Raw genomic sequence first — 17,809 nt, forward strand, 5'->3', positions numbered from 1 at the left:
GACATTCATCGTCGAACGATCGTCGCAGGTGGAAGGCGTGACTGAATCCGTAGCCTTGCTGACCGAGAGAGAGCGCCAATGCCTCCGGCTTGTCCATGCGCACTTCAACTCGAAGCAGATCGCGCGGGAGCTGGGCATTCGCCCGGGCACGGTGGACCGCCATTGCGAGAACGCGACCAGAAAGCTGCAGGTCGAGAACCGCATCGCCGCCGCGCTGGCCCTGGCGGCCCGTGAAGGCGTTGGGGGCGGTTCCCAATCGGGCTCGTTCCCAATACCCGCCGAGGGGCTGATCGCATCGACTGGGGGCGCCGAAAGGACGCCCTATGTTTTCGAGCAACGATCCCATCCCCACCCTGCGTTGGGGCGAGGCCGAAGCCCTCTTCATGAAGATGGCGACGACCTCCGCCAAGCGCCGGATGCTGCCTCTCCTCATGGAGGGGGCGCGCAAGCAGGCGCCGTTCCTGACGCCGAGCGGCGTGATGAGGGAGCTGGCCTATATCGCAGCGGCCATGTTGGACGTGAACTTCGCGCCGACCCAGTCGGACTCGGGCGTCTGGGAAGCATCCTCATCGTCTTCGGCGTCGCCGCCGCAGCCGCCTGGATCCTGACAGCCGCAGCCGGCGCCGAACAGTTCGCCTTCGTACTGCAGAAGCTGCGGTACGGCTCCTGAAGGTTCGCCGGCTTCAATACCGGAAGACACTGAACTGATGAAGAGAACCGAGCAGGCGACCTTGATCGCCTCGCGCATACAGCGCGCGCTCAAACGGGCCGAGGACGGGCAGGATCAATCGATCGAACGTCTCGGGGGCCTCGCCCAAGCCCTGACCCGCGGTCGAAAGGACGCGGGCCTGTCCGCCACCGTCGGCCAGCCGGCGTTTGACGCCCTGGCCAGAGCGATGGCGGCCCAGGTCGCCGCCCAGGCCGCAATGGTCGAGCTGCACGAGGCCCTCGCCAATGTGAAGGAGACGACGCGCTTCCGCGGCGTGCAACTGGTCGGCCTGGACAAGGAGGACCAGCAGATTCCGCGCAACGTCCGTCTCTCGCTTATCGAACGGGTGGGCTGAATCATCTGTGGGTGGCATGGTGCGCCATGTCGCCCATTTTCCTGTTCACGATTATCCTGCTGGCCGTTGCGACGGGGCTCGCCCTCGTCCGCGGCGGCCCCTGGGAGCGCGCTGTAGCGATCGCCATCATCGTGGCGGGGGTGATCTCGGCCGTCGCCCCGTTCGATCATCGGTCGCCGCCCTGGTTCGCGATCGGAGCGGACGCGGGGGTGTTCCTGCTCCTTCTGTACGGCGTCGTCAGCAGCGGCCGTCGGTGGTTGATCGCAGCGGCGGGCTTCCAATTCCTGGTGCTGGCCACCCATTACGCCTTCGCCTCCAATTTGCAGCTGGAGCAGTGGGGCTATATCTCGGCCTACTATGTCTGGAACATCGGCGTGATCGGCTCTCTCATGATCGGGAGCCTCACGAGAAGGCGCAGCCGGTCGCGGGTTTAAACTCGCGCGCCGCCGGGCATTTGTTGAACGCCAGCGAGGGTTAGGGCGTATTCATCACGCGCCTACATTCTCCTTTAAGTTGTAATAACGATGATCATCGCGTCATGAGGTGCGATGATGCGAAGCTATGCACGTATCCGGGGCGAAGAGCGCGAGGGCGCAGCGGCGGTTGAGTTGGCCCTTGTAGGGCCGGTGTTCTTCCTGCTGTTGGTGGGGATGGTCGTCTACGGCGCCTGGTTCTGGATGGCGCATTCGGTCCAGTCGGCCGTATCCGAGGGCGCGCGGGCGGCGATCGCGGGGCTGGATGCGGCCGAGCGGGAACAACTTGCACGAGAGGTGGTCGAGGCGCAGCTGAAGGATCTCGGCCTCAAGGCCGCCGACGCCGTCGTGGGGGTGCGGGCCGAGCCGGGGCGGGTCAGGGTGGAGGTCGCCTATGATGCGGGCGGTCATCCGCTGATGGCCCTGTCGCCGCTGACCGTGCCGCCGCCCCGCACCATTCGCCGCGCCGCCGTCATCCGCGTCGAGGAGAGCTGAGATGCGCCCGCGCCGACGTATGAGCCGCTGGGGCGACGACCGGGGCGGGGTGGCCGTCATGGCGGCCGTGTTCAGCGCTCTGATCTGTATCGCAGCGGCCTTGGCGGTTGATGTGGGCTCCATGGTGCTGAAGGGGCGCGAGGTGCAGGGCGCGGCGGATCTATCGGCCCTGGCCGCCGCCCAGACCCTGTCGCAGCCTTTGGCGCGGACCGAGGCCGCCGCCGCCGACACCGCCCGCGCCAATCTGGCGGATCTGGCGAGCGTGCGGCTTCAGCTCGGCGGCTATACGCCGGATCGTCGGTTGAAGCCCGCTGCACGCTTCACCCCAGGCGCGGCCCGCCCCAACGCCGCCCGCGTGGTTCTGAGCGCGCCGGCGCCGCTCTATTTCGGCCGCTGGATCATGGGGCGTGACAGCGTGACGGTGTCCAAGTCGGCGATGGCGGCCCTGCCGGGCGGCCAACCCAGCGCCATGTTCTCCATCGGCTCGCGGCTGGCGAGCCTGGATGGGGGCCTGGCCAACGCCCTGTTGTCCGGCCTGTTGGGGAGCCATGTGTCACTGACGGTGATGGATTATCGCGCCCTGGCCGACGCGCGGGTCAATCTGCTGCAATTCTCGGACGCCCTGGCGGCGGAGCTGGGCGTCGCCGCGGGCGACTATGACGCCTTGCTGGCGCATGAGGCCCAGACCGGCCAGGTGCTGAAGGCATTGGAGGCCGTGGCCGGCTCGGGCGCCCAGAGCGCGCTGGGCAAGCTGACCCGCCTTCCGGCGAGCGCGACGGTGAAGCTGGATGAACTGATCGGCGTCGAGGCGGATGCGCGCGAAGGCTTGCGGCGCGGACTGAACGCCGAGGTTTCGGCCATGGACCTGTTGATGGCGACGCTGCAGACCGCCAATCAGGAGCGTCAGCTGGCCCTGGACGTGGGCGCCCGCACGGGGCTGGCGGACCTCGACGTCATGCTGGCCATCGGCGAGCGACCCAATCGCGCGCCCTGGCTGACCGTGACCAGCACTGGCGAGCCCATCATCCGCACGGTGCAGACGCGCCTCTATCTGAAGGCGACGGCGTTGGACAAAGTCCCGTTGGTCGGCCTGTTGGCGCAGGTCAAGGTTCCCATCCTGGTCGAGGCGGCCAGCGCCGAGGCGCGGCTGAAGGCGGTTCAGTGCCAGGGCGAGCCGCGTGTCTTGATCGAGGCGCGGCCCGGCGTGGCCCGCGTGCGTCTGGGCGAGATCGACGAGAAGCGCCTGCGCGACTTCAAGTCCGAGCTCAAGGTCAGCCCGGCCAGGCTGGTGTCTGTGTTGCTGATCGCCGTCGAGGGCAGCGCCGATATTCAGGTCGCGGATGTGGAATGGAGCGAGCTGCGCTTTACAGGGGCTGAGATCGGTTCGGCGCAGCCCAAGAGCGTCAAGGCCAAGGGGTTTGCGAATGGGCTGCTGACGACCCTGTTGCGGGACACCAAGCTGACGGCCCTGGGCATACCGCTGCACCTGGTGACCCAACTTCTGGCGGCCGTATTGACGCCGCTGGGGCCGGTGCTGGACGGCGTGGTTCAGCCGTTGCTGGAGCTGCTCGGCGTTCGGCTAGGCGAGGCCGACGTCTGGGTGCATGGCGTACGCTGTCCGAACCAGGGCGGCGTTCCGCAACTGGTCGGCTGAGATCAGCGCTTGGAAGAGGGGATCAGCCCTCGGCGGGACGCAGGCCGTTGGCGGCTTGCTGCACGGCGGCCGGGCGGCGTTGGCCGCCGGCGGCGATGACGCGGTCGATGCGGGCCTTCTCGGCGCGGAAGGCGGCCAGATCGGCGCCCGCCAGGACGGTGCCTTCCTGGGTCTTGATGCCGGCCGGATTGATCCGCTGGCCGTTGCGCCAGATTTCATAGTGCAGGTGCGGACCGGTCGAGGCGCCGGTCGAACCGACGTAGGCCACGACCTGGCCCTGGGTCACGCGTTGACCGGCGCGCATGCCCGAGGCGAAACGCGACAGGTGGCCGTAACCGCTTTCCAGGCCGTTCGAGTGGCGGATGCGCAGCCAGTTGCCGTAACCGCCCCAGCGACGGGCCTCGACCACCACCCCGTCGGCGGGGGCCACGACTGGCGTGCCGGTGGAGGCGGCGAAGTCCATCCCCTGGTGCATCTTGCGATAGCCCGAGATGGGGTGGGTGCGGACGCCGAAGTTGGAGCTGACGCGACGGAAGTTCTGCAGCGGGGTGCGCATCATGGCGGTGCGCGTGTTCTTGCCCGTGGCGTCGAAATACTGGGCCGTCTTTGAGCCGGCGGGCTGGAAGCGGTAGAAGGCGTGGCCCTTCAGCTCGGCGTAGAGCAGTTCGCCGGTTTCCACCGTGCGGCCCGATTCCGTGACCGTGCGGTCGAAGACCAGGGTGAACTCGTCCGACGCGCGCACGTCGCGCTGCATGTCGAACTTGTGGGCGAACAGCTGGCTGGCGCGACGCACCACGGCCGAGGTGGCGCCCAGTTCGCGGGCGCTGGCCGACAGGGAGCGCTGCACCTTGTCGTTGGCGACGACGGTTTCCTCGGTGATCTTCTCGTCCAGCGAGCGCAGGCGAAGGGCGCCGTCGAAGCTGCGCGACACGGTCAGCTGGCTGGCCGGGCCGGTGCGCATGGTCAGGCCGATCAGGCGGGCGTCGCCCAGGCCGCCGCGCGGCTTGGACACGGCGGTTTCGAAGCGCAGGCCCGCGCGCATGTCTTTCAGGTCGAAGGCGCTGGCGACGGTGGCGGCCACGGCGCGGGCCTCGTCGGCGCCGATGCCGGTGCGGCGCACGGCCTGCTCGAAGGTCTCGCCGCGGCGGATCTGGACGGGGATGGCTTCCGGGGCGGTCATGCCGGCCGGCGCGGCGGCGGCGGCGTAGGCCTGGGCTTCCAGCGATTCGATCTGCGCCGCGGTCAGGGCCGGAACTTCCTCGGCCTTCACCTGTTCATATCCACGACCGGCCAGCAGGGCGATGCCCACAGCGGCGCAGGTCGTCAGCAGGTGCGGCGCGAGCCGGACAGGCTGGCGGCGAGGATCGAACTGAGCCATGGGTCCCCGGCAAGTCGGCGACGCGTTCCGCGCCAAAACAGTCGAATCTCGACGCGTTTGCCGGTCGCCCGACGAACGCGAAGCGAGCCGTATAGCCCGCACGTCCCATCTTGGGAAGATGGAATGTTACGATTGGTTAACGTGGCGGCGATGATGTGCAGTAATTTAGCGTTCTGCGTGAGTCTCACGCCAAACTTCGCCTTCTTGTAGTTGAGGTCGATTGGTAGTGGCGGAGGTGTCACGCCGCAGTGCTCATTCTGCAACGACTGTTGTTGTCGCGCATTCTGTGGCGTTGTTGCCCTTCCTGTTAAGTTGAACGCCGCGCCCCCTTGACCGACGACATCGCCACCTCAGGGTCCGACGCCGGACCCGCTCATTCCTCTGGCGCGCCGTCCGGCAAGGGAAGGCCGCGGCGGCTGCGGCTGGCGGCCCGGACGCTGCTGATCCTGCTGGCCTTGCTGCTGGTGCTGGCGGCGACCGTCTATCTGAACCGGCGGGCGGCGGCGCGCGAACTGCTGGTCGGCTGGCTGGACCGCAAGGGCATAGACGCCGACGTCGAGGTCGAACGGCTGGAGCTCAACGGCTTCGTCGGCAAGGTCTCCATCGGCGACCCCAAGAACCCCGATTTCAAGGTCGAGCGGGTCGAGGTCGACTACGCCGTGGGCCTGCCGTGGTCGAAGGCCGGGCTGGGGGTGACGCCCAGCCGCGTCCGTCTGGTCCGCCCGATCGTGCGCGCGGCGTGGAAGGACGGCAAGCTGTCGCTGGGCAGCCTTGATCCCCTGGTCGAGGAGTTCACCGGCAAGCCGCCCAAGCCGGATTCCCGCGCGCCCCTGGTCATCGTCGAAGGCGGCCAGGCGCGGCTCGACACCGAATACGGCCCGATTCGCCTGCTGGCGGACGCGCGGATCGACGACGGCAAGCTGATGCGGCTGTCGGGGCGGATGCCCGCCGCCTCGCTCAAGAGCGGCGAGACCGAGGCGCGCGGCCTGGGCGGGGTCATTGAGGTGACGACCGTGGGCGACCGTACGGCGGTGAAGCTGGACGCCCAGGCCGAGCGCTTCGCTGTGGCGGGCGTCGGCGGGCAGGGGGCTGCGCTCAGCCTCAGCGGCGACCTGCCCTACCCGGACATGAAGACCCGGCGCGGCGACGGGCGGATCGGTCTGACCGCGCGGCTGACGGCGGATGAACTGGCCGGGGCCGGGGCGACGGCGCGTCAGGCGGCGGCGACGATGAATTTCGCCGGGGCGGTCGAAGGCTGGCTCAACGCCTATAGCCTCAAGGGCGAGGCGAAGGCGTCGGCGACGGCGGACCGGCTTCAGGGCGAGGGTATGGAGGTTCGCCAGGCGGCGCTGGACCTCAGCCGCCTGACCCTGTCGACGTCGGGCGGGACGGAAGGCCAGGAGATGAAGTGGCGCGCGGCCTCGCCCCTGCGGCTGACGGCGGCGTCGGGCCGGTTCGGCGAGAACCGGCTGACCCAGGCGGTCGTCGCCTCGAACGCGATTCAGGCCGGGGGCAAGGGCGCGGCCTTCGAGGTTCAAGGGCCGGCGACCTTGACGGCGCGGCGGCTGGCGACCGGCGACGTGACGCTGGACGGGGCGCGGGGCCGCCTCGACTTCGACCTGGTGCGGGATTCCATCACGCGGATCAGCGCGACCGGCGCGCTGGGGGCGGATCGGGTTTCGGCGCCGGTGCTGGGCGCGCCGCTGGCCGACGATCTTCCGGAGCTGGCGGAGTTGAAGCGGGCGCTGGGCGCCTTCGCCCTGGATGCGCCCCAGGTGAGGCTGATCAGCGACAACGCCGGGGTCGAGCTGACCCTGCTGCGGCCGATCACCGCCCGCCCGGCCAACGGCGGCGAGTTGAGGCTGTCGGCGGCGACGGGGCCGACCCTGTCCCTGACGGCGGGCGGGGCGACGCGCGGGGCCTTCAGCGTGGCGTCGATACGCGGCGGCGGCCTGCCCGAGGCGCGCTTCGACGGCGTTGAATGGCGGCTGACGCCGGGCGGTTTCGCGGCGAAGCTGAAGGGGCGGGCGGCTCTGGACTTCGGTCCGGCGCGCGGGATCGCCTTCAGCACCCAGGGCGAACTGGCCTCGGCGGGCGGGCGCCTGACCTATACGGCGAGCGACTGTATTCCGGTGACGCTGGACAAGCTCGACCTGGGCGAGAACTCGGTCGAGGCCGTGTCCGGCCGCGTGTGTCCGACGTCGACGCCCTTGTTCACCGCCCGCAACGGCGCCTGGCGCGCTCAGGCGCGGCTGGCCGAGGTGGCGGCGACGGCGCCCGTCTTCGAGGTCGGCTTCACGGGCGCCGAGGGCGATCTGGTCGTCGACGGCGCGGCCAAGGGGCTGTCGATGCGGGTGGGCGTCAGCAAGGCCCAGGTCGCGGACACAGCCGATCCGGTCCGCTTCCTGCCGCTTCAGGCCAAGGGCGAGGCGCGGCTGGCGGGCGACGTCTGGAGCGCCGGCTTTGATCTCAGCCGACTGGACCACGCCGTCGGCCGCGTCGAGGTGCGCCATGACGTTCAGGCCGAAGCGGGCGGGGCGGTGATCTCGGCGCCCAGCCTGGCCTTCACCGAGCATGGGCTTCAGCCGGACGACCTCAGCCCGATCGTGGCCGACTATGTGAAGTCGCCGGTCGAAGGTTCGGCCGGGTTCGAGGGGCGGTTCGACTGGGCGGCCGAGGGCGCGACCAGTTCGGGCGTCCTGACGGTGCCGGAGCTGGATTTCACCAGCCCGGCGGGCAAGGTCCAGGGGCTGAAGGGGCGGGTGGAGTTCACTAGCCTGACGCCGCTGATCACCGCCCCGAACCAGACGCTGACCGCCGACCGGGTGCAGACGGTGACGCCGCTGACCGATCTTCAGCTCTCCTTCGGCCTGGACGAAAAGGCCCTGACCATCGGCGGCGGCCAGATCCAGGCGGCGGGCGGGCGCATCAGCGTCGAGCCTCTTTCGCTGCCGCTGACGCCGGGCGAAGGCTGGGGCGGGGTGGTCGTGGTCGAAGGCGTGCAGCTGAACGAACTGCTGAAGAGCGCCAATCTTCAGGACAAGGCCGAGTTCGACGCCGTGGTGTCGGGGCGGCTGCCCTTCACCTATGACCCCAAGGACGGCTGGCGCATCGTCGGCGGCGTGCTGAACGGGGTGCGGCCCGGCCGTCTGTCGATCCAGCCCCAGGTGTTCGACGACCTGGCCGCCGGCGGCGGAGGCGAGACGGGCGTGCCGCCCAACACCATGCAGGATCTGGCCTATCAGGCCATGCAGGATCTGGCGATCAGCGACCTGACTGCCGAGGTCAACAGCCTGGATCAGGGACGGCTCGGCGTTCGCTTCCGCATCAACGGCCGCCACGATCCGCCGGAGCGCGAGCAGCTTCGCCTGACCTTCATGGAGTTGATCCGTCGCGACTTCCTCAACAAGAAGCTGAATCTGCCGTCGGATACGCCGATCGATCTGACGCTGGACACGACGTGGAACGCCAACCAGATCATCTCGGATCTTCTGGAATACGCCCGGCGCGGCGAAACGCCCGTGCTGACGACGGATGAAACGCCTTGAGTCGCGGCCGCGCTTTGTTCAGAACCCATTCACACGCCGCAGCGTTTAGTGGCGATGACTTCCAACGCCGCCCTCGGAGACCGGCCCCATGATCAGCAAGCGTCAGATCGTCGCCATGCTCGGCCTCGGCGCCGTCAGCCTGGCCGCATGCGCGCCTACGGTGAACATCAAGTTCAGCGAGCCGCTGCAGATCTACGCCAAGCTGGACGCCGACATCCGCATCAAGCTGGACCAGGAACTGCAGAACCTGCTCCGCGAAAACCCCAACCTGTTCTGATACGAAAGGGGGCTTTGACATGACTTACCGCAAACTCTTCGTGGCTGTGGCCGCTGTCGCCGCTCTGGGCGTCGCCGCCGGCGCCGCCGTGGCTCAGACCGCCTCGCAGAAGGCTCTGGTCGATCAGGCCAAGGCCGCCGGCGCGGCGGGCGAGCAGGCCGACGGCTACGTCGGCGTGCGCACCTCGGTCGACGGTCCTACCCAGGCCGCCATCAGCGCGACCAACGCCGGCCGCCGCCAGGCCTACGCCCGCAGCGCCGCCGACGCCGGCACCTCGGCCGAAGTGGCCGGCGCCCGGATGTTCGAGACCCAGCTGCTGCCGCGCATCAGCTCGGGCCAGTGGTACAAGAACGCCCAGGGCCAGTGGGTCCAGCGCTGAGCTGAGCCATGACATCGACCTCCAGAGGCGGGCGGCTGGTCCGGCTTCTGCGGTCGTTGCTCCTCGCCGTCGCCATATCGGCCGTCAGCACGCTTGGGCTGGCGGCCTATTGGCGTCTGATCGGCGGGGGCGAGATGAGCATGCACGGCTGGATCGCCATGGGGCTGGGCGTGCTGGGCACGGTCGGCCTGGCCTGGGGGCTGATGGCCCTGGCCTTCCGCTCTGATCGCGACGGCTGGGACGATCAGGTCGACAATAGCTTCGACCCCGGCATCGAGAGCGCCGAGGACCGCAAGGACGACGACCTCTACTACTAAGGCTTCAGGCGGCGGCTTCCGCCTGGCCGGAGAGGGCGGGCAGGAACAGGCCGCGCGCCAGGGCGTCCACCACCGGCACGGCCACGGCGTCGCCCATCAGCTTCAGCGCCGCGCTTTCGCTGGCGGGCAGGCGATAGGCGTCGTCCACCCCCATCAGGCGGGCGGCCTCGCGCCCGGTCAGACGGCGCATGGCGACGCGGCCGTCCTCGACGATGACGACGTACTGGCGCGATGAACCGCCCGACGGCGTGCGCAGGCATCCGGCCAGACCGTCGAAGCGCATCTCCAGCCGTTGCAGCTTTTTCCCGTCCTTGGTTCGCACCCGGCGGAAGGCTGCGCCGACGCGCCGCTCGCCTGAGGCTTTGAGCGTCTCCAGCCGCGCCCGGTGCAGCGGCGACAGCATGGTCAGCAGGGTCTGCGTCTCCGCTTCGCTGAAACAGGGCGCCTCAGCTTCCAGAACGGCCGCCAGGTCGAGGTTGCGGCGCGGCGGAGCGGCCAGCCGCCACCAGGCCCAGTTCGCCTTCGCCGCTTCGGGCAGGCGCTCCCAGGCGGAGATCAGGCGCGAGGAATGGAAGGGTTGGGCGGGGGCGGGCAGGCGCGGCCCCTCGACGCCCCGCATGGCGATGATGAACAGGCGCGGGCGCGACTGCGGCAGCCACAGCCCGGCGTCGATCTCCAGGGCGCCGACCGTATAGCCCGCCTCGGCCATGGCCCCGCAGACGGCGGCGAAATCCTGCCCCTCGCCCGAGGTCAGTAGGCCGACGACATTCTCCAGCACGATGACGGCCGGGGCGCGGCCTTCGGCGTCCAACCCCTGCATCAGCTTCCAGAAGCCCCAGAAGGCGCCCGAGCGCTGGGCCTTCAGCCCGCCGCGCGCGCCCGCCAGGCTGACGTCCTGACACGGCGACGACGCCCAGCACAGGTCGGGCGCGCCCGGAACCTGATCCGGCGTCACCGCCCAGACGTCGGCGTGGATCAGCGAGGTCTCGGGGTGGTTGGCGCGAAAGGCGCGCGCCTTGGCCGCGTCGATGTCGTTGGCCAGAACGGTGCGGAAACCGACGCCGTCCAGGTTCAGCCCCAGCCCCGCCAGACCGCCTCCCGCGAAGAATTCGCAGGCGGTGAAGGCGGCGCCTGCGTCTGCAATCGGGGCGGGGCGAATCGGCATGAGGGGACATTAACCCAGGCGAGCCGCTTTGGCGCCTGTCTTGACGGGGGGAAGGCAAACCGGGACTTTGGCCGCGAATTTTCAGAAAGGACCGCCATGCGCGTCGCCCTCCTCTCCGCCGCCGCCTTGTCCCTGACTCTGTCTTTGGCCCTGGCCGCCTGCTCGCAGCCCGCTGAAAAGGCGCCCGCGCCCGCCAAGGTCGAGCCGCGCGCCCTGGCGGGCGTCGATCTGGACCAGCCGGTGCGCGTGCTGGGAACCGAGCCCTTCTGGGCGGTGGAGATCAAGCCGGACGGCCTGACCTATTCCGGCGTCGACCGGGCCGAGCAGAAGGCCGCCAATCCCGGTCCGAGCTTGCAGGGCACGGTCGCCAGCTGGACCGCCAAGACCGAGGCCGGGACGGATCTGACCGTCACCCTGACGGCGACGGACTGCTCGGACGGCATGAGCGACCGCACCTATCCCCTGACCGCCAAGGTCGAGATCGGGGATGAGACCCTGACCGGCTGCGCCGCCGCCACGGCCGCCATCGAGAGGGCCGGGGAGAGCGGCCGCGTAGAGTAAGGCGAAGCTGGCGCCCGGCTTGCATTGAGCGCTGTTATGCGGCCGGGCTGTCCCCGGTCGGTTCACCGGCCAGGATGGTCCCATGACGCCCGTAGCGACGCCGATCGACATCCGTCCCCTGACTTCGCTCAGGTTCCTCGCGGCCCTGTGGGTCGTGGTCTATCTGATGTGGCCCAATCTGGCGGTCGGCGGCATGCCCGCCCTGGCGGCCAAGGGCTATCTGGGCGTCGAGCTCTTCTTCGTCCTGTCGGGCTTCATCCTCAGCCACGTCTATCTGCAGGCGTTCGGCGAGAAACGCTTCGGCTACAGGGGCTTCCTGTGGGCGCGCATCGCGCGGGTCTATCCGCTGCACCTGTTCACCCTCTTCGGCGTCATGGCTCTGGGGCTGGCGGCGACGGCGGCCGGCATGGCGATCGACGCCAGCATCCTCAGCTGGAAGACGCTGCTGCCCAACCTGCTGATGGTCCACGCCTGGGGGTTTGCGGGCGAGGCGGGCTGGAACCACCCGTCCTGGTCTATCTCGGCCGAGTGGTTCGCCTATCTGACCTTCCCCGTCTTCGCCGCCGCAGCGTGGAAGTTGCGGAACCGGCCGTGGCTGGCGACAGGGGCGGCGGCGCTGTTCCTTGCCGCCCTCTATGTCGGTTTTGAGCGCGTCGCCGGCTATCGCCTGACCGAGGCGACCTTCAAATGGGGCGCGCTGCGGATCGTGCCCTGCTTCGCCTACGGCTGCGCCCTCTACCTGGTCTATCGCCGGGCGCCCTTGCCGCGCGCGGGCCTGCTGGCCCTGGCGGCGGCGGTCGTGATGGCGCTCAGCGCCTCGCTGATGAGCTGGGACGGGATCACCGTCCTGTCCGGCAGCCTGCTGATCCTGGCCTTGGCTAGCATTCCGGCGAACAAGGCGGGCGTTCTCGGCTCCGCGCCCGCAGTCTATCTCGGCGAGATCAGCTATGCGGTCTATATGCTGTGCGCCCCGTGGCAGATCCTGGCGGTCAATGTCGCGGCGCGCCTGACCGGAGCGGAAGACAAGCAGCTTCCTCTCGTATTGTGGCTGGCGGTCATCGCGGGCTTGATTGTCGCGGCGGCGATTGTTCACCAGCTGATCGAGCGCCCGGCCCGTCGTTTCCTGCGTGGATGGGCGGCGAAGCGGCGATCATCTGTGGATCAGCCGGGGAAACAGTCGGAAACAGTTCTTCAACATTCTGACCCTATCGTCTAAGGCTTGTCCGCGTTCAGTCGGGAGCACGCCAGATGATGAAACGGCTCACAGCCGCCGCCCTTGCGGCGACCCTTGGCTTCTTCGCCTTCAGCACGACCCCGGCTCAGGCCGGCGACCCCTATTGGCAGTGCGTGACCTTCGCGCGCATGTTCTCGGGGATTCAGATCTTCGGCGACGCCTGGACCTGGTGGCGTCAGGCCGTCAGCAAGTTCCGCACCGGCGACGCGCCTGAGACCGGCTCGGTGCTGGTGTTCCAGCCCCACGGCCGCATGAGCGCCGGCCACGTCGCCGTCGTCTCCGACGTCCTGACCGACCGCGTGATCCGCGTCACTCACGCCAATTGGGGCGGCAGCCGCGGCAAGGTCGAGGAAAACGTCACCGTCGTGGACGTCTCGTCCTCGGGCGACTGGAGCCGGGTGAAGGTCTGGTACAACCCGATCAACGATCTGGGCACGACCGTCTATCCGACCTACGGCTTCATCTACAACAACGCCCGCGACGCCTTCGCCAACGGCCGTCAGATGGCCGCCAACGCCGTCGCCGACGACCGCGCCGCCAACTAGTTTCTCAAGTCAAAAAGGGTCTGGCCCCGCCCGGCTGATCGGGCGATAGCTGGCGCATGACCGAAGCAAACGACATCCGCGGACACGCGATCGAGACGGCCAAGCATGAGCCGCAGGGCGTGACCTACGCCGGCTATCTGGCGCTCGACGACATCCTGTCCGCCCAGAAGCCGCGCTCCGACCAGCATGACGAAATGCTGTTCGTCATCATCCACCAGACCAAGGAACTGTGGCTCAAGCAGATCCTGCACGAGGTGGCGCTGGCGCAGACGCTGGTGCGCGCGGGCGATCTTGTGCCCGCCTACAAGAGCCTGGCCCGCGTCAGCCGCATCCAGTCGGTGATGACCCAGAGCTGGGACATCCTGGCCACCATGACGCCCGCCGACTACCTGAAGTTCCGCGGCGACCTGGGCGCCAGTTCGGGCTTCCAGAGCGACCAGTTCCGTCGTCTGGAGACCATGCTGGGCCTGAAAGACCCGCGCTTCCTGCGCTTCCACGCCGAACGCCCTGACGCCCATGCGGCGCTGCAGGCGGCCCTGGAGGCGCCCAGCCTCTACGACGACGCCCTGCGCCAGCTGGCCAAGGCGGGCCTGCCCGTGCCGGAGGCCGTGCTCAACCGCGACGTCAGCCAGTCCTATGAGGCGAACGAGGGCGTCGAGGCCGCCTGGCTGGAGGTCTATCGCGACACCGAGCGCTGGTGGCCGCTGTACCAACTGGCCGAAAAGCTGGTCGATCTGGACGACGCCCTGCTGACGTGGCGGCACAAGCATGTGGTTACGGTCGAGCGCATCATCGGCCGTCGCCAGGGCACGGGCGGCACCGACGGCGTCGGCTATCTGGTCGAGACGCTGAAGCGCCGCTGCTTCCCCGAGCTGTGGTCGCTGCGCACCAAGCTGTGACGCTGGAAACCTTCGCCGCTGGCAGGGGTTTCTCTCTTGAGCAGCAACGGAGGTTTCCGATGAGCGGCAATAGCCACGACATCAAGACCCTCAATGGTTTGGTCGAGGGGCTGGTCGACAGCGCCGACGGCTATCATCAGGCGGCCGTGGAGGCGGCGGACGGCCCCTATCGCACCTGGTTCGAGGCGCGGGCGGCCGAGCGGCGTCGTCTGGCCGAGGCGTTCAAGGCGACGGTGCGCGAACGCGGCGGATCGCCGGAGGAAGACGGCTCCATTCTGGCCAAGGCCCAGCGGGCCTTCATGGATGTGAAGCACGCCCTGCTGCGCAACGACGCCTCAGTGCTCGGCATGGTGGAAAGCGGCGAGGATCAGCTGAAGATGCGCTTTGAGCGCGCGCTGTCGGATGACGCCCTGTCGGCGACGACCAAGGAGACCATCCGCCGCGCCTATGACGAGGTCCGGGCGGGGCGCGGCCAACTGAGCGCCCTGAAACAGGGACTGGCGGGCTAAGAGGCGCTCAAGCAGCGAGCCGCCGCGCGGCGAGTGTTTGCGCACTAGAGGTCAGATACTAAAAAGCCCCGGCGTCTCCGCCGGGGCTCTTGATCTTCAGCGTGAAGCCGAAGCCTGAAATCAGGCCTCGTCGCCGGCCTTCTCGGCCGTGCCGGTGGCCGGGACGGCGACCTTGCGGGCCGTCTGGCGCTCGGCGATACGGGCCGACTTACCGCGGCGGTCGCGCAGGTAGTACAGCTTGGCGCGACGGACGACGCCGCGACGCTTCACTTCGATGGAGTCGACGTTCGGCGACAGGATCGGGAAGCGACGCTCCACGCCTTCGCCGAAGGAAATCTTGCGGACCGTGAAGGTCTCGTTGATGCCGCCGCCGTCACGGGCGATGCAGACGCCTTCGAACGCCTGGATGCGTTCGCGCTCGCCTTCCTTGATGCGCACGTTGACGCGCAGGGTGTCGCCCGGCTGGAATTCGGGGATGGTCTTGCCTTCGAGCAGGCGGGCTTTTTCTTCGGCAGCGAGTTGCTGGACGATGTTCATAGTGTCTCTCCGGAGCTTATTTGCTCTTTAGCTGTAAGTTGGCGAGATGCCGCTCCCAGAGATCCGGGCGCCGCTCCCGCGTGGTCTTTTCCCTTTGCTCCTGGCGCCATTTGGCGATCTTCTTGTGATCGCCTGACAACAGGATCTCGGGGATGTCGTGGCCCTCGAACGTCCGCGGTCGCGTGTACTGCGGATGCTCAAGCAGGTCGTCCTCGAAGCTCTCGGTGGACAGGCTTTCCGCCGCACCCAGAACCCCCGGAACCAACCGGACGCACGCCTCGATCGCCACCATGGCCGCCGCCTCGCCGCCGGCGAGCACCGCGTCCCCGACGGAGACCTCCTCGAACCCCCGGGCGTCGAGCACCCGTTGGTCCACCCCCTCGAAACGGCCGCACAGCACGACGATGCCGTCGGCCTTGGCCCATTCCGTCACTCGCGCCTGCGTCAGGGGTCGACCGCGTGCGCTCATGTACAAAAGCGGCCTAGGCGGGCCTTCCAGGCTGTCGAGAGCCCTGGCCACCACGTCCGCTTTCAGCACCTGACCAGGACCGCCGCCCGCAGGGGTGTCGTCCAGGAAGCCGCGCTTATCTTCGGAAAACGCGCGAATGTCCAGCGTCTGCAAGTCCCACAGCCCCTTCTCGCGCCAGGCGGCGCCGATCAGCGACACCCCCAGCGGTCCGGGAAAGGCCTCGGGGAACATGGTCAGGACGGTGGCGGTAAAGGGCATGGGCAGCCTCCTAGCCCTTCTCCCCTCGGGGGAGAAGGTGTCATGCGTCAGCATGACGGATGAGGGGGCGGGCGGATGAAAGCGAGACGTCAGCCGCGCGTGCGCTGAAACCTCCCCCTCATCCGAGCGCCTCCGGCGCCCGCCTTCTCCCCCGGAGGGGAGAAGGAAGACTTAGTTGGGCGCGCCGCCGCCCTTGGCGATCCAAGCGTCGACCAGGTCGCCCAGAACGTCCAGCGGCACGGCGCCCGATCCCAGGACCACGGTGTGGAAGTCCTTGATGTCGAACTTGTCGCCCAGCGCCGCCTCGGCCTTGGCGCGCAGTTCCTCGATCTTCAGCTCGCCGATCTTGTAGCTGGTCGCCTGGCCGGGGTTGGTGATGTAGCGCTCGACCTCCTTCTGGATGTCGCGCTCGGACAGCAGGGAGTTGTGGCGGAAGTAGTCCATCGCCTGCTCACGGCTCCAGCGCTTGGCGTGCAGGCCGGTGTCGGTCACCAGACGCACCGCACGCCACAACTCGGTAGAGAGACGGCCGAAGTCGGAATAGGGATCCTGATAGAAGCCCATCTCCTTGCCCAGGCGCTCGGAATACAGGCCCCAGCCTTCGGAATAGGCGCCGTAACCGCCGAAGCGGCGGAAACTGGGCAGGTGCTCCATCTCCTGCGCATAGGCGATCTGGAAGTGGTGGCCCGGCGCGCCCTCGTGATAGCTGATGCCCTCGATTTGGGGCTTCAGCACCTGGGTCATGTCCGACAGGTTGACGTAGTAGATGCCGGGGCGCGAGCCGTCCGGTGCAGGCGAGTTGTAGAAGGCGATGGAGGCCGTCGCCTCACGGAACGGCTCGACCGCGCGGACCTCCAGCGGGGCCTTGGGCAGGTTGGAGAACCACTGCGGCGCTACGGCCATGACCTGGGCCACAAAGGCGCGGGCGTCGGTCAGATAGGCTTCCTTGCCTTCCGGCGTGTTCGGATACTGGAACTGCGGATCGGTTTTCAGGAAGGCGAAGAAGTCCTGCAGCGAGCCGGTGAAGCCGACCTGGGTCTTGATCGTCTCCATGTCGCGCTGGATGCGGGCGACCTCGTCCAGGCCGATCTGATGGATCTGGTCGGCGGTCAGGTCGGTGGTGGTCGAGAGCCGCAGGCGCGCGTTGTAATAGGCCTCGCCCTGCGGCAGGCGCCAGACGCCCGCGTCACTGTCGGCCTGGGTCTGCACCTGGCCGAGCGCCGCCAGAACCGTGTCGAAGCCGCGCTTGTACGGGCCGGTCAGGGCCGTGCGGGCCGAGGCCAGCAGGCGGTCCTTGGTCGCCTGATCGGCGTCCAGGGCGGCGATCTTCTTCTGGAAGTCGGCCCAGACCGGATTGTCGGCGGCGCCGTCGAACGGGGCGCCGGCGATCACCGCGCGGGTGTTGTCGATCGAGGGCTCGAAGACGAAGCGCGGCGAGACCACGCCCTTGCCGGCGCGCGCCGTCAGGGTGTCTGCCACCTGGCCCATGTAGCGTTCGGCGGCGTTCAAGCGGGCGACATAGGCCTCGGCGTCCGAGACGCTGCCGATGCGGTGGTTGTTGATGAGGAAGACCGGCAGGCTGGTCGTCGGGTTGCCGTTGGCGGCGAACTGGAAGCCCCAGTCGCGCCACTGGTTCGACAGGCGGGCCTGCTGCACCCCGTGTTCGAACAGACGCCAGGACAGGCGGCTCTGCTCGCTCAGCTTGGCCGGGTCGAACTGGGCCTTCATCTGCGCCAGCTGGGTTTCCTGCAGGGCCAGGGAGCGTTCGGCGGCGACGTCGGAGACGTCGTCCAGCTTGTCATAGTCGGTCTTGCGGCCCAGCGAGGTCATGCGCTGGGGGCTCAGCGCCACGCGCGCTTCGAAGGCCTGTTCGAAGAAGGCGTTGAGCCGGGCGTCCTCGCTCTGGGCCTGGGTGGTCGCGGCGACGGGCGCGGCCCCCTCTGCCATGGCAGCGGGCGCGGCGGCGCAAAGCGCCAGGACGGCGGCGGATGAAATCAGAAGACGACGCATGAGAAAGACCCCCCTCGGTACAATAAGGGGGCACTCT

19 protein-coding genes and 1 pseudogene are annotated in these 17,809 nt (G+C 68.6%); 15 read left to right on the plus strand and 5 right to left on the minus strand.

Going from position 1 to position 17,809, the window contains the following annotated elements; genetic code table 11:
* Positions 1-37 precede the first annotated feature (37 nt).
* The 6 genes and pseudogenes from ACU5AP_RS04500 to ACU5AP_RS04525 form a co-directional block, all read left to right on the plus strand.
* Positions 38-157, plus strand: a pseudogene (locus ACU5AP_RS04500) (LuxR C-terminal-related transcriptional regulator); the annotation flags it as partial.
* 166 nt (positions 158-323) lie between these two features.
* A complete protein-coding gene (locus ACU5AP_RS04505; protein ID WP_223850704.1) occupies positions 324-608 on the plus strand; it encodes a hypothetical protein in 285 nt (94 codons plus the stop codon).
* A gap of 99 nt (positions 609-707) precedes the next feature.
* Positions 708-1,064: a hypothetical protein gene (locus ACU5AP_RS04510; protein WP_003166224.1), complete on the plus strand. Its 357-nt coding sequence runs from the start codon at positions 708-710 to the stop codon at positions 1,062-1,064.
* Positions 1,065-1,090: 26 nt separating this feature from the next.
* Positions 1,091-1,498, plus strand: a complete 408-nt coding sequence (locus ACU5AP_RS04515) for a hypothetical protein (protein ID WP_003166223.1) — start codon at positions 1,091-1,093, stop codon at positions 1,496-1,498.
* A 114-nt stretch (positions 1,499-1,612) separates the two neighbouring features.
* On the plus strand, positions 1,613-2,032 hold the full coding sequence (locus ACU5AP_RS04520) for a TadE/TadG family type IV pilus assembly protein (RefSeq protein ID WP_181409296.1): 420 nt from the start codon (positions 1,613-1,615) through the stop codon (positions 2,030-2,032).
* A gap of 1 nt (position 2,033) precedes the next feature.
* Positions 2,034-3,686 carry a TadG family pilus assembly protein gene (locus ACU5AP_RS04525; protein ID WP_223850618.1) on the plus strand — a complete coding sequence of 551 codons (1,653 nt, stop codon included), beginning with the start codon at positions 2,034-2,036 and terminating at the stop codon, positions 3,684-3,686.
* A gap of 22 nt (positions 3,687-3,708) precedes the next feature.
* Here the strand turns inward: ACU5AP_RS04525 and ACU5AP_RS04530 are convergent, their stop codons facing one another.
* Complete coding sequence (locus ACU5AP_RS04530; protein WP_046652356.1) at positions 3,709-5,064, minus strand: M23 family metallopeptidase; 1,356 nt, start codon at positions 5,062-5,064, stop codon at positions 3,709-3,711.
* A gap of 329 nt (positions 5,065-5,393) precedes the next feature.
* Here ACU5AP_RS04530 and ACU5AP_RS04535 point away from each other — a divergent pair, with 329 nt between their 5' ends.
* The 4 genes from ACU5AP_RS04535 (at position 5,394) to ACU5AP_RS04550 (ending at position 9,585) form a co-directional block, all read left to right on the plus strand.
* Positions 5,394-8,612 (plus strand): intermembrane phospholipid transport protein YdbH family protein, encoded by a 3,219-nt coding sequence (locus ACU5AP_RS04535; protein WP_446680852.1) that lies wholly within the window; start codon positions 5,394-5,396, stop codon positions 8,610-8,612.
* An 88-nt stretch (positions 8,613-8,700) separates the two neighbouring features.
* Complete coding sequence (locus tag ACU5AP_RS04540) at positions 8,701-8,889, plus strand: YnbE family lipoprotein (RefSeq protein WP_040346241.1); 189 nt, start codon at positions 8,701-8,703, stop codon at positions 8,887-8,889.
* A 19-nt stretch (positions 8,890-8,908) separates the two neighbouring features.
* Positions 8,909-9,268, plus strand: a complete 360-nt coding sequence (locus tag ACU5AP_RS04545; protein ID WP_046652354.1) for a YdbL family protein — start codon at positions 8,909-8,911, stop codon at positions 9,266-9,268.
* An 8-nt stretch (positions 9,269-9,276) separates the two neighbouring features.
* Positions 9,277-9,585 carry a hypothetical protein gene (locus ACU5AP_RS04550; protein ID WP_312052466.1) on the plus strand — a complete coding sequence of 103 codons (309 nt, stop codon included), beginning with the start codon at positions 9,277-9,279 and terminating at the stop codon, positions 9,583-9,585.
* A gap of 4 nt (positions 9,586-9,589) precedes the next feature.
* On the opposite strand, the gene ACU5AP_RS04555 is transcribed toward ACU5AP_RS04550, so the two are convergent.
* Positions 9,590-10,750, minus strand: coding sequence for a DNA cytosine methyltransferase (locus ACU5AP_RS04555; RefSeq protein ID WP_446680853.1), 1,161 nt, complete (start codon positions 10,748-10,750; stop codon positions 9,590-9,592).
* 96 nt (positions 10,751-10,846) lie between these two features.
* Between ACU5AP_RS04555 and ACU5AP_RS04560 the strand changes: the two genes are divergently transcribed.
* The 5 genes from ACU5AP_RS04560 to ACU5AP_RS04580 all read left to right on the plus strand — a co-directional run bounded on the left by ACU5AP_RS04560 (position 10,847) and on the right by ACU5AP_RS04580 (position 14,498).
* Positions 10,847-11,311 carry a COG3650 family protein gene (locus ACU5AP_RS04560; RefSeq protein ID WP_040346237.1) on the plus strand — a complete coding sequence of 155 codons (465 nt, stop codon included), beginning with the start codon at positions 10,847-10,849 and terminating at the stop codon, positions 11,309-11,311.
* Positions 11,312-11,393: 82 nt separating this feature from the next.
* Positions 11,394-12,527 carry an acyltransferase family protein gene (locus ACU5AP_RS04565; protein WP_446680854.1) on the plus strand — a complete coding sequence of 378 codons (1,134 nt, stop codon included), beginning with the start codon at positions 11,394-11,396 and terminating at the stop codon, positions 12,525-12,527.
* Positions 12,528-12,559: 32 nt separating this feature from the next.
* A complete protein-coding gene (locus ACU5AP_RS04570; RefSeq protein ID WP_046652349.1) occupies positions 12,560-13,090 on the plus strand; it encodes a CHAP domain-containing protein in 531 nt (176 codons plus the stop codon).
* A 56-nt stretch (positions 13,091-13,146) separates the two neighbouring features.
* Positions 13,147-13,989 carry a tryptophan 2,3-dioxygenase gene (locus tag ACU5AP_RS04575; protein ID WP_003166213.1) on the plus strand — a complete coding sequence of 281 codons (843 nt, stop codon included), beginning with the start codon at positions 13,147-13,149 and terminating at the stop codon, positions 13,987-13,989.
* A 59-nt stretch (positions 13,990-14,048) separates the two neighbouring features.
* Positions 14,049-14,498 carry a PA2169 family four-helix-bundle protein gene (locus ACU5AP_RS04580; protein ID WP_223850616.1) on the plus strand — a complete coding sequence of 150 codons (450 nt, stop codon included), beginning with the start codon at positions 14,049-14,051 and terminating at the stop codon, positions 14,496-14,498.
* 120 nt (positions 14,499-14,618) lie between these two features.
* Here ACU5AP_RS04580 and rplS read toward each other — a convergent pair whose 3' ends face one another.
* The 3 genes from rplS to ACU5AP_RS04595 form a co-directional block, all read right to left on the minus strand.
* The gene (gene rplS, locus ACU5AP_RS04585) at positions 14,619-15,035 is read right to left on the minus strand and encodes a 50S ribosomal protein L19 (protein WP_003166211.1); all 417 of its coding nucleotides are present in this window, start codon (positions 15,033-15,035) and stop codon (positions 14,619-14,621) included.
* Between the two features lie 16 nt (positions 15,036-15,051).
* Complete coding sequence (gene trmD / locus ACU5AP_RS04590; protein WP_003166210.1) at positions 15,052-15,762, minus strand: tRNA (guanosine(37)-N1)-methyltransferase TrmD; 711 nt, start codon at positions 15,760-15,762, stop codon at positions 15,052-15,054.
* 171 nt (positions 15,763-15,933) lie between these two features.
* Positions 15,934-17,772 carry a DUF885 domain-containing protein gene (locus ACU5AP_RS04595; RefSeq protein ID WP_446680855.1) on the minus strand — a complete coding sequence of 613 codons (1,839 nt, stop codon included), beginning with the start codon at positions 17,770-17,772 and terminating at the stop codon, positions 15,934-15,936.
* Positions 17,773-17,809 lie beyond the last annotated feature (37 nt).

It is taken from the genome of Brevundimonas sp. RM1, assembly GCF_052907225.1.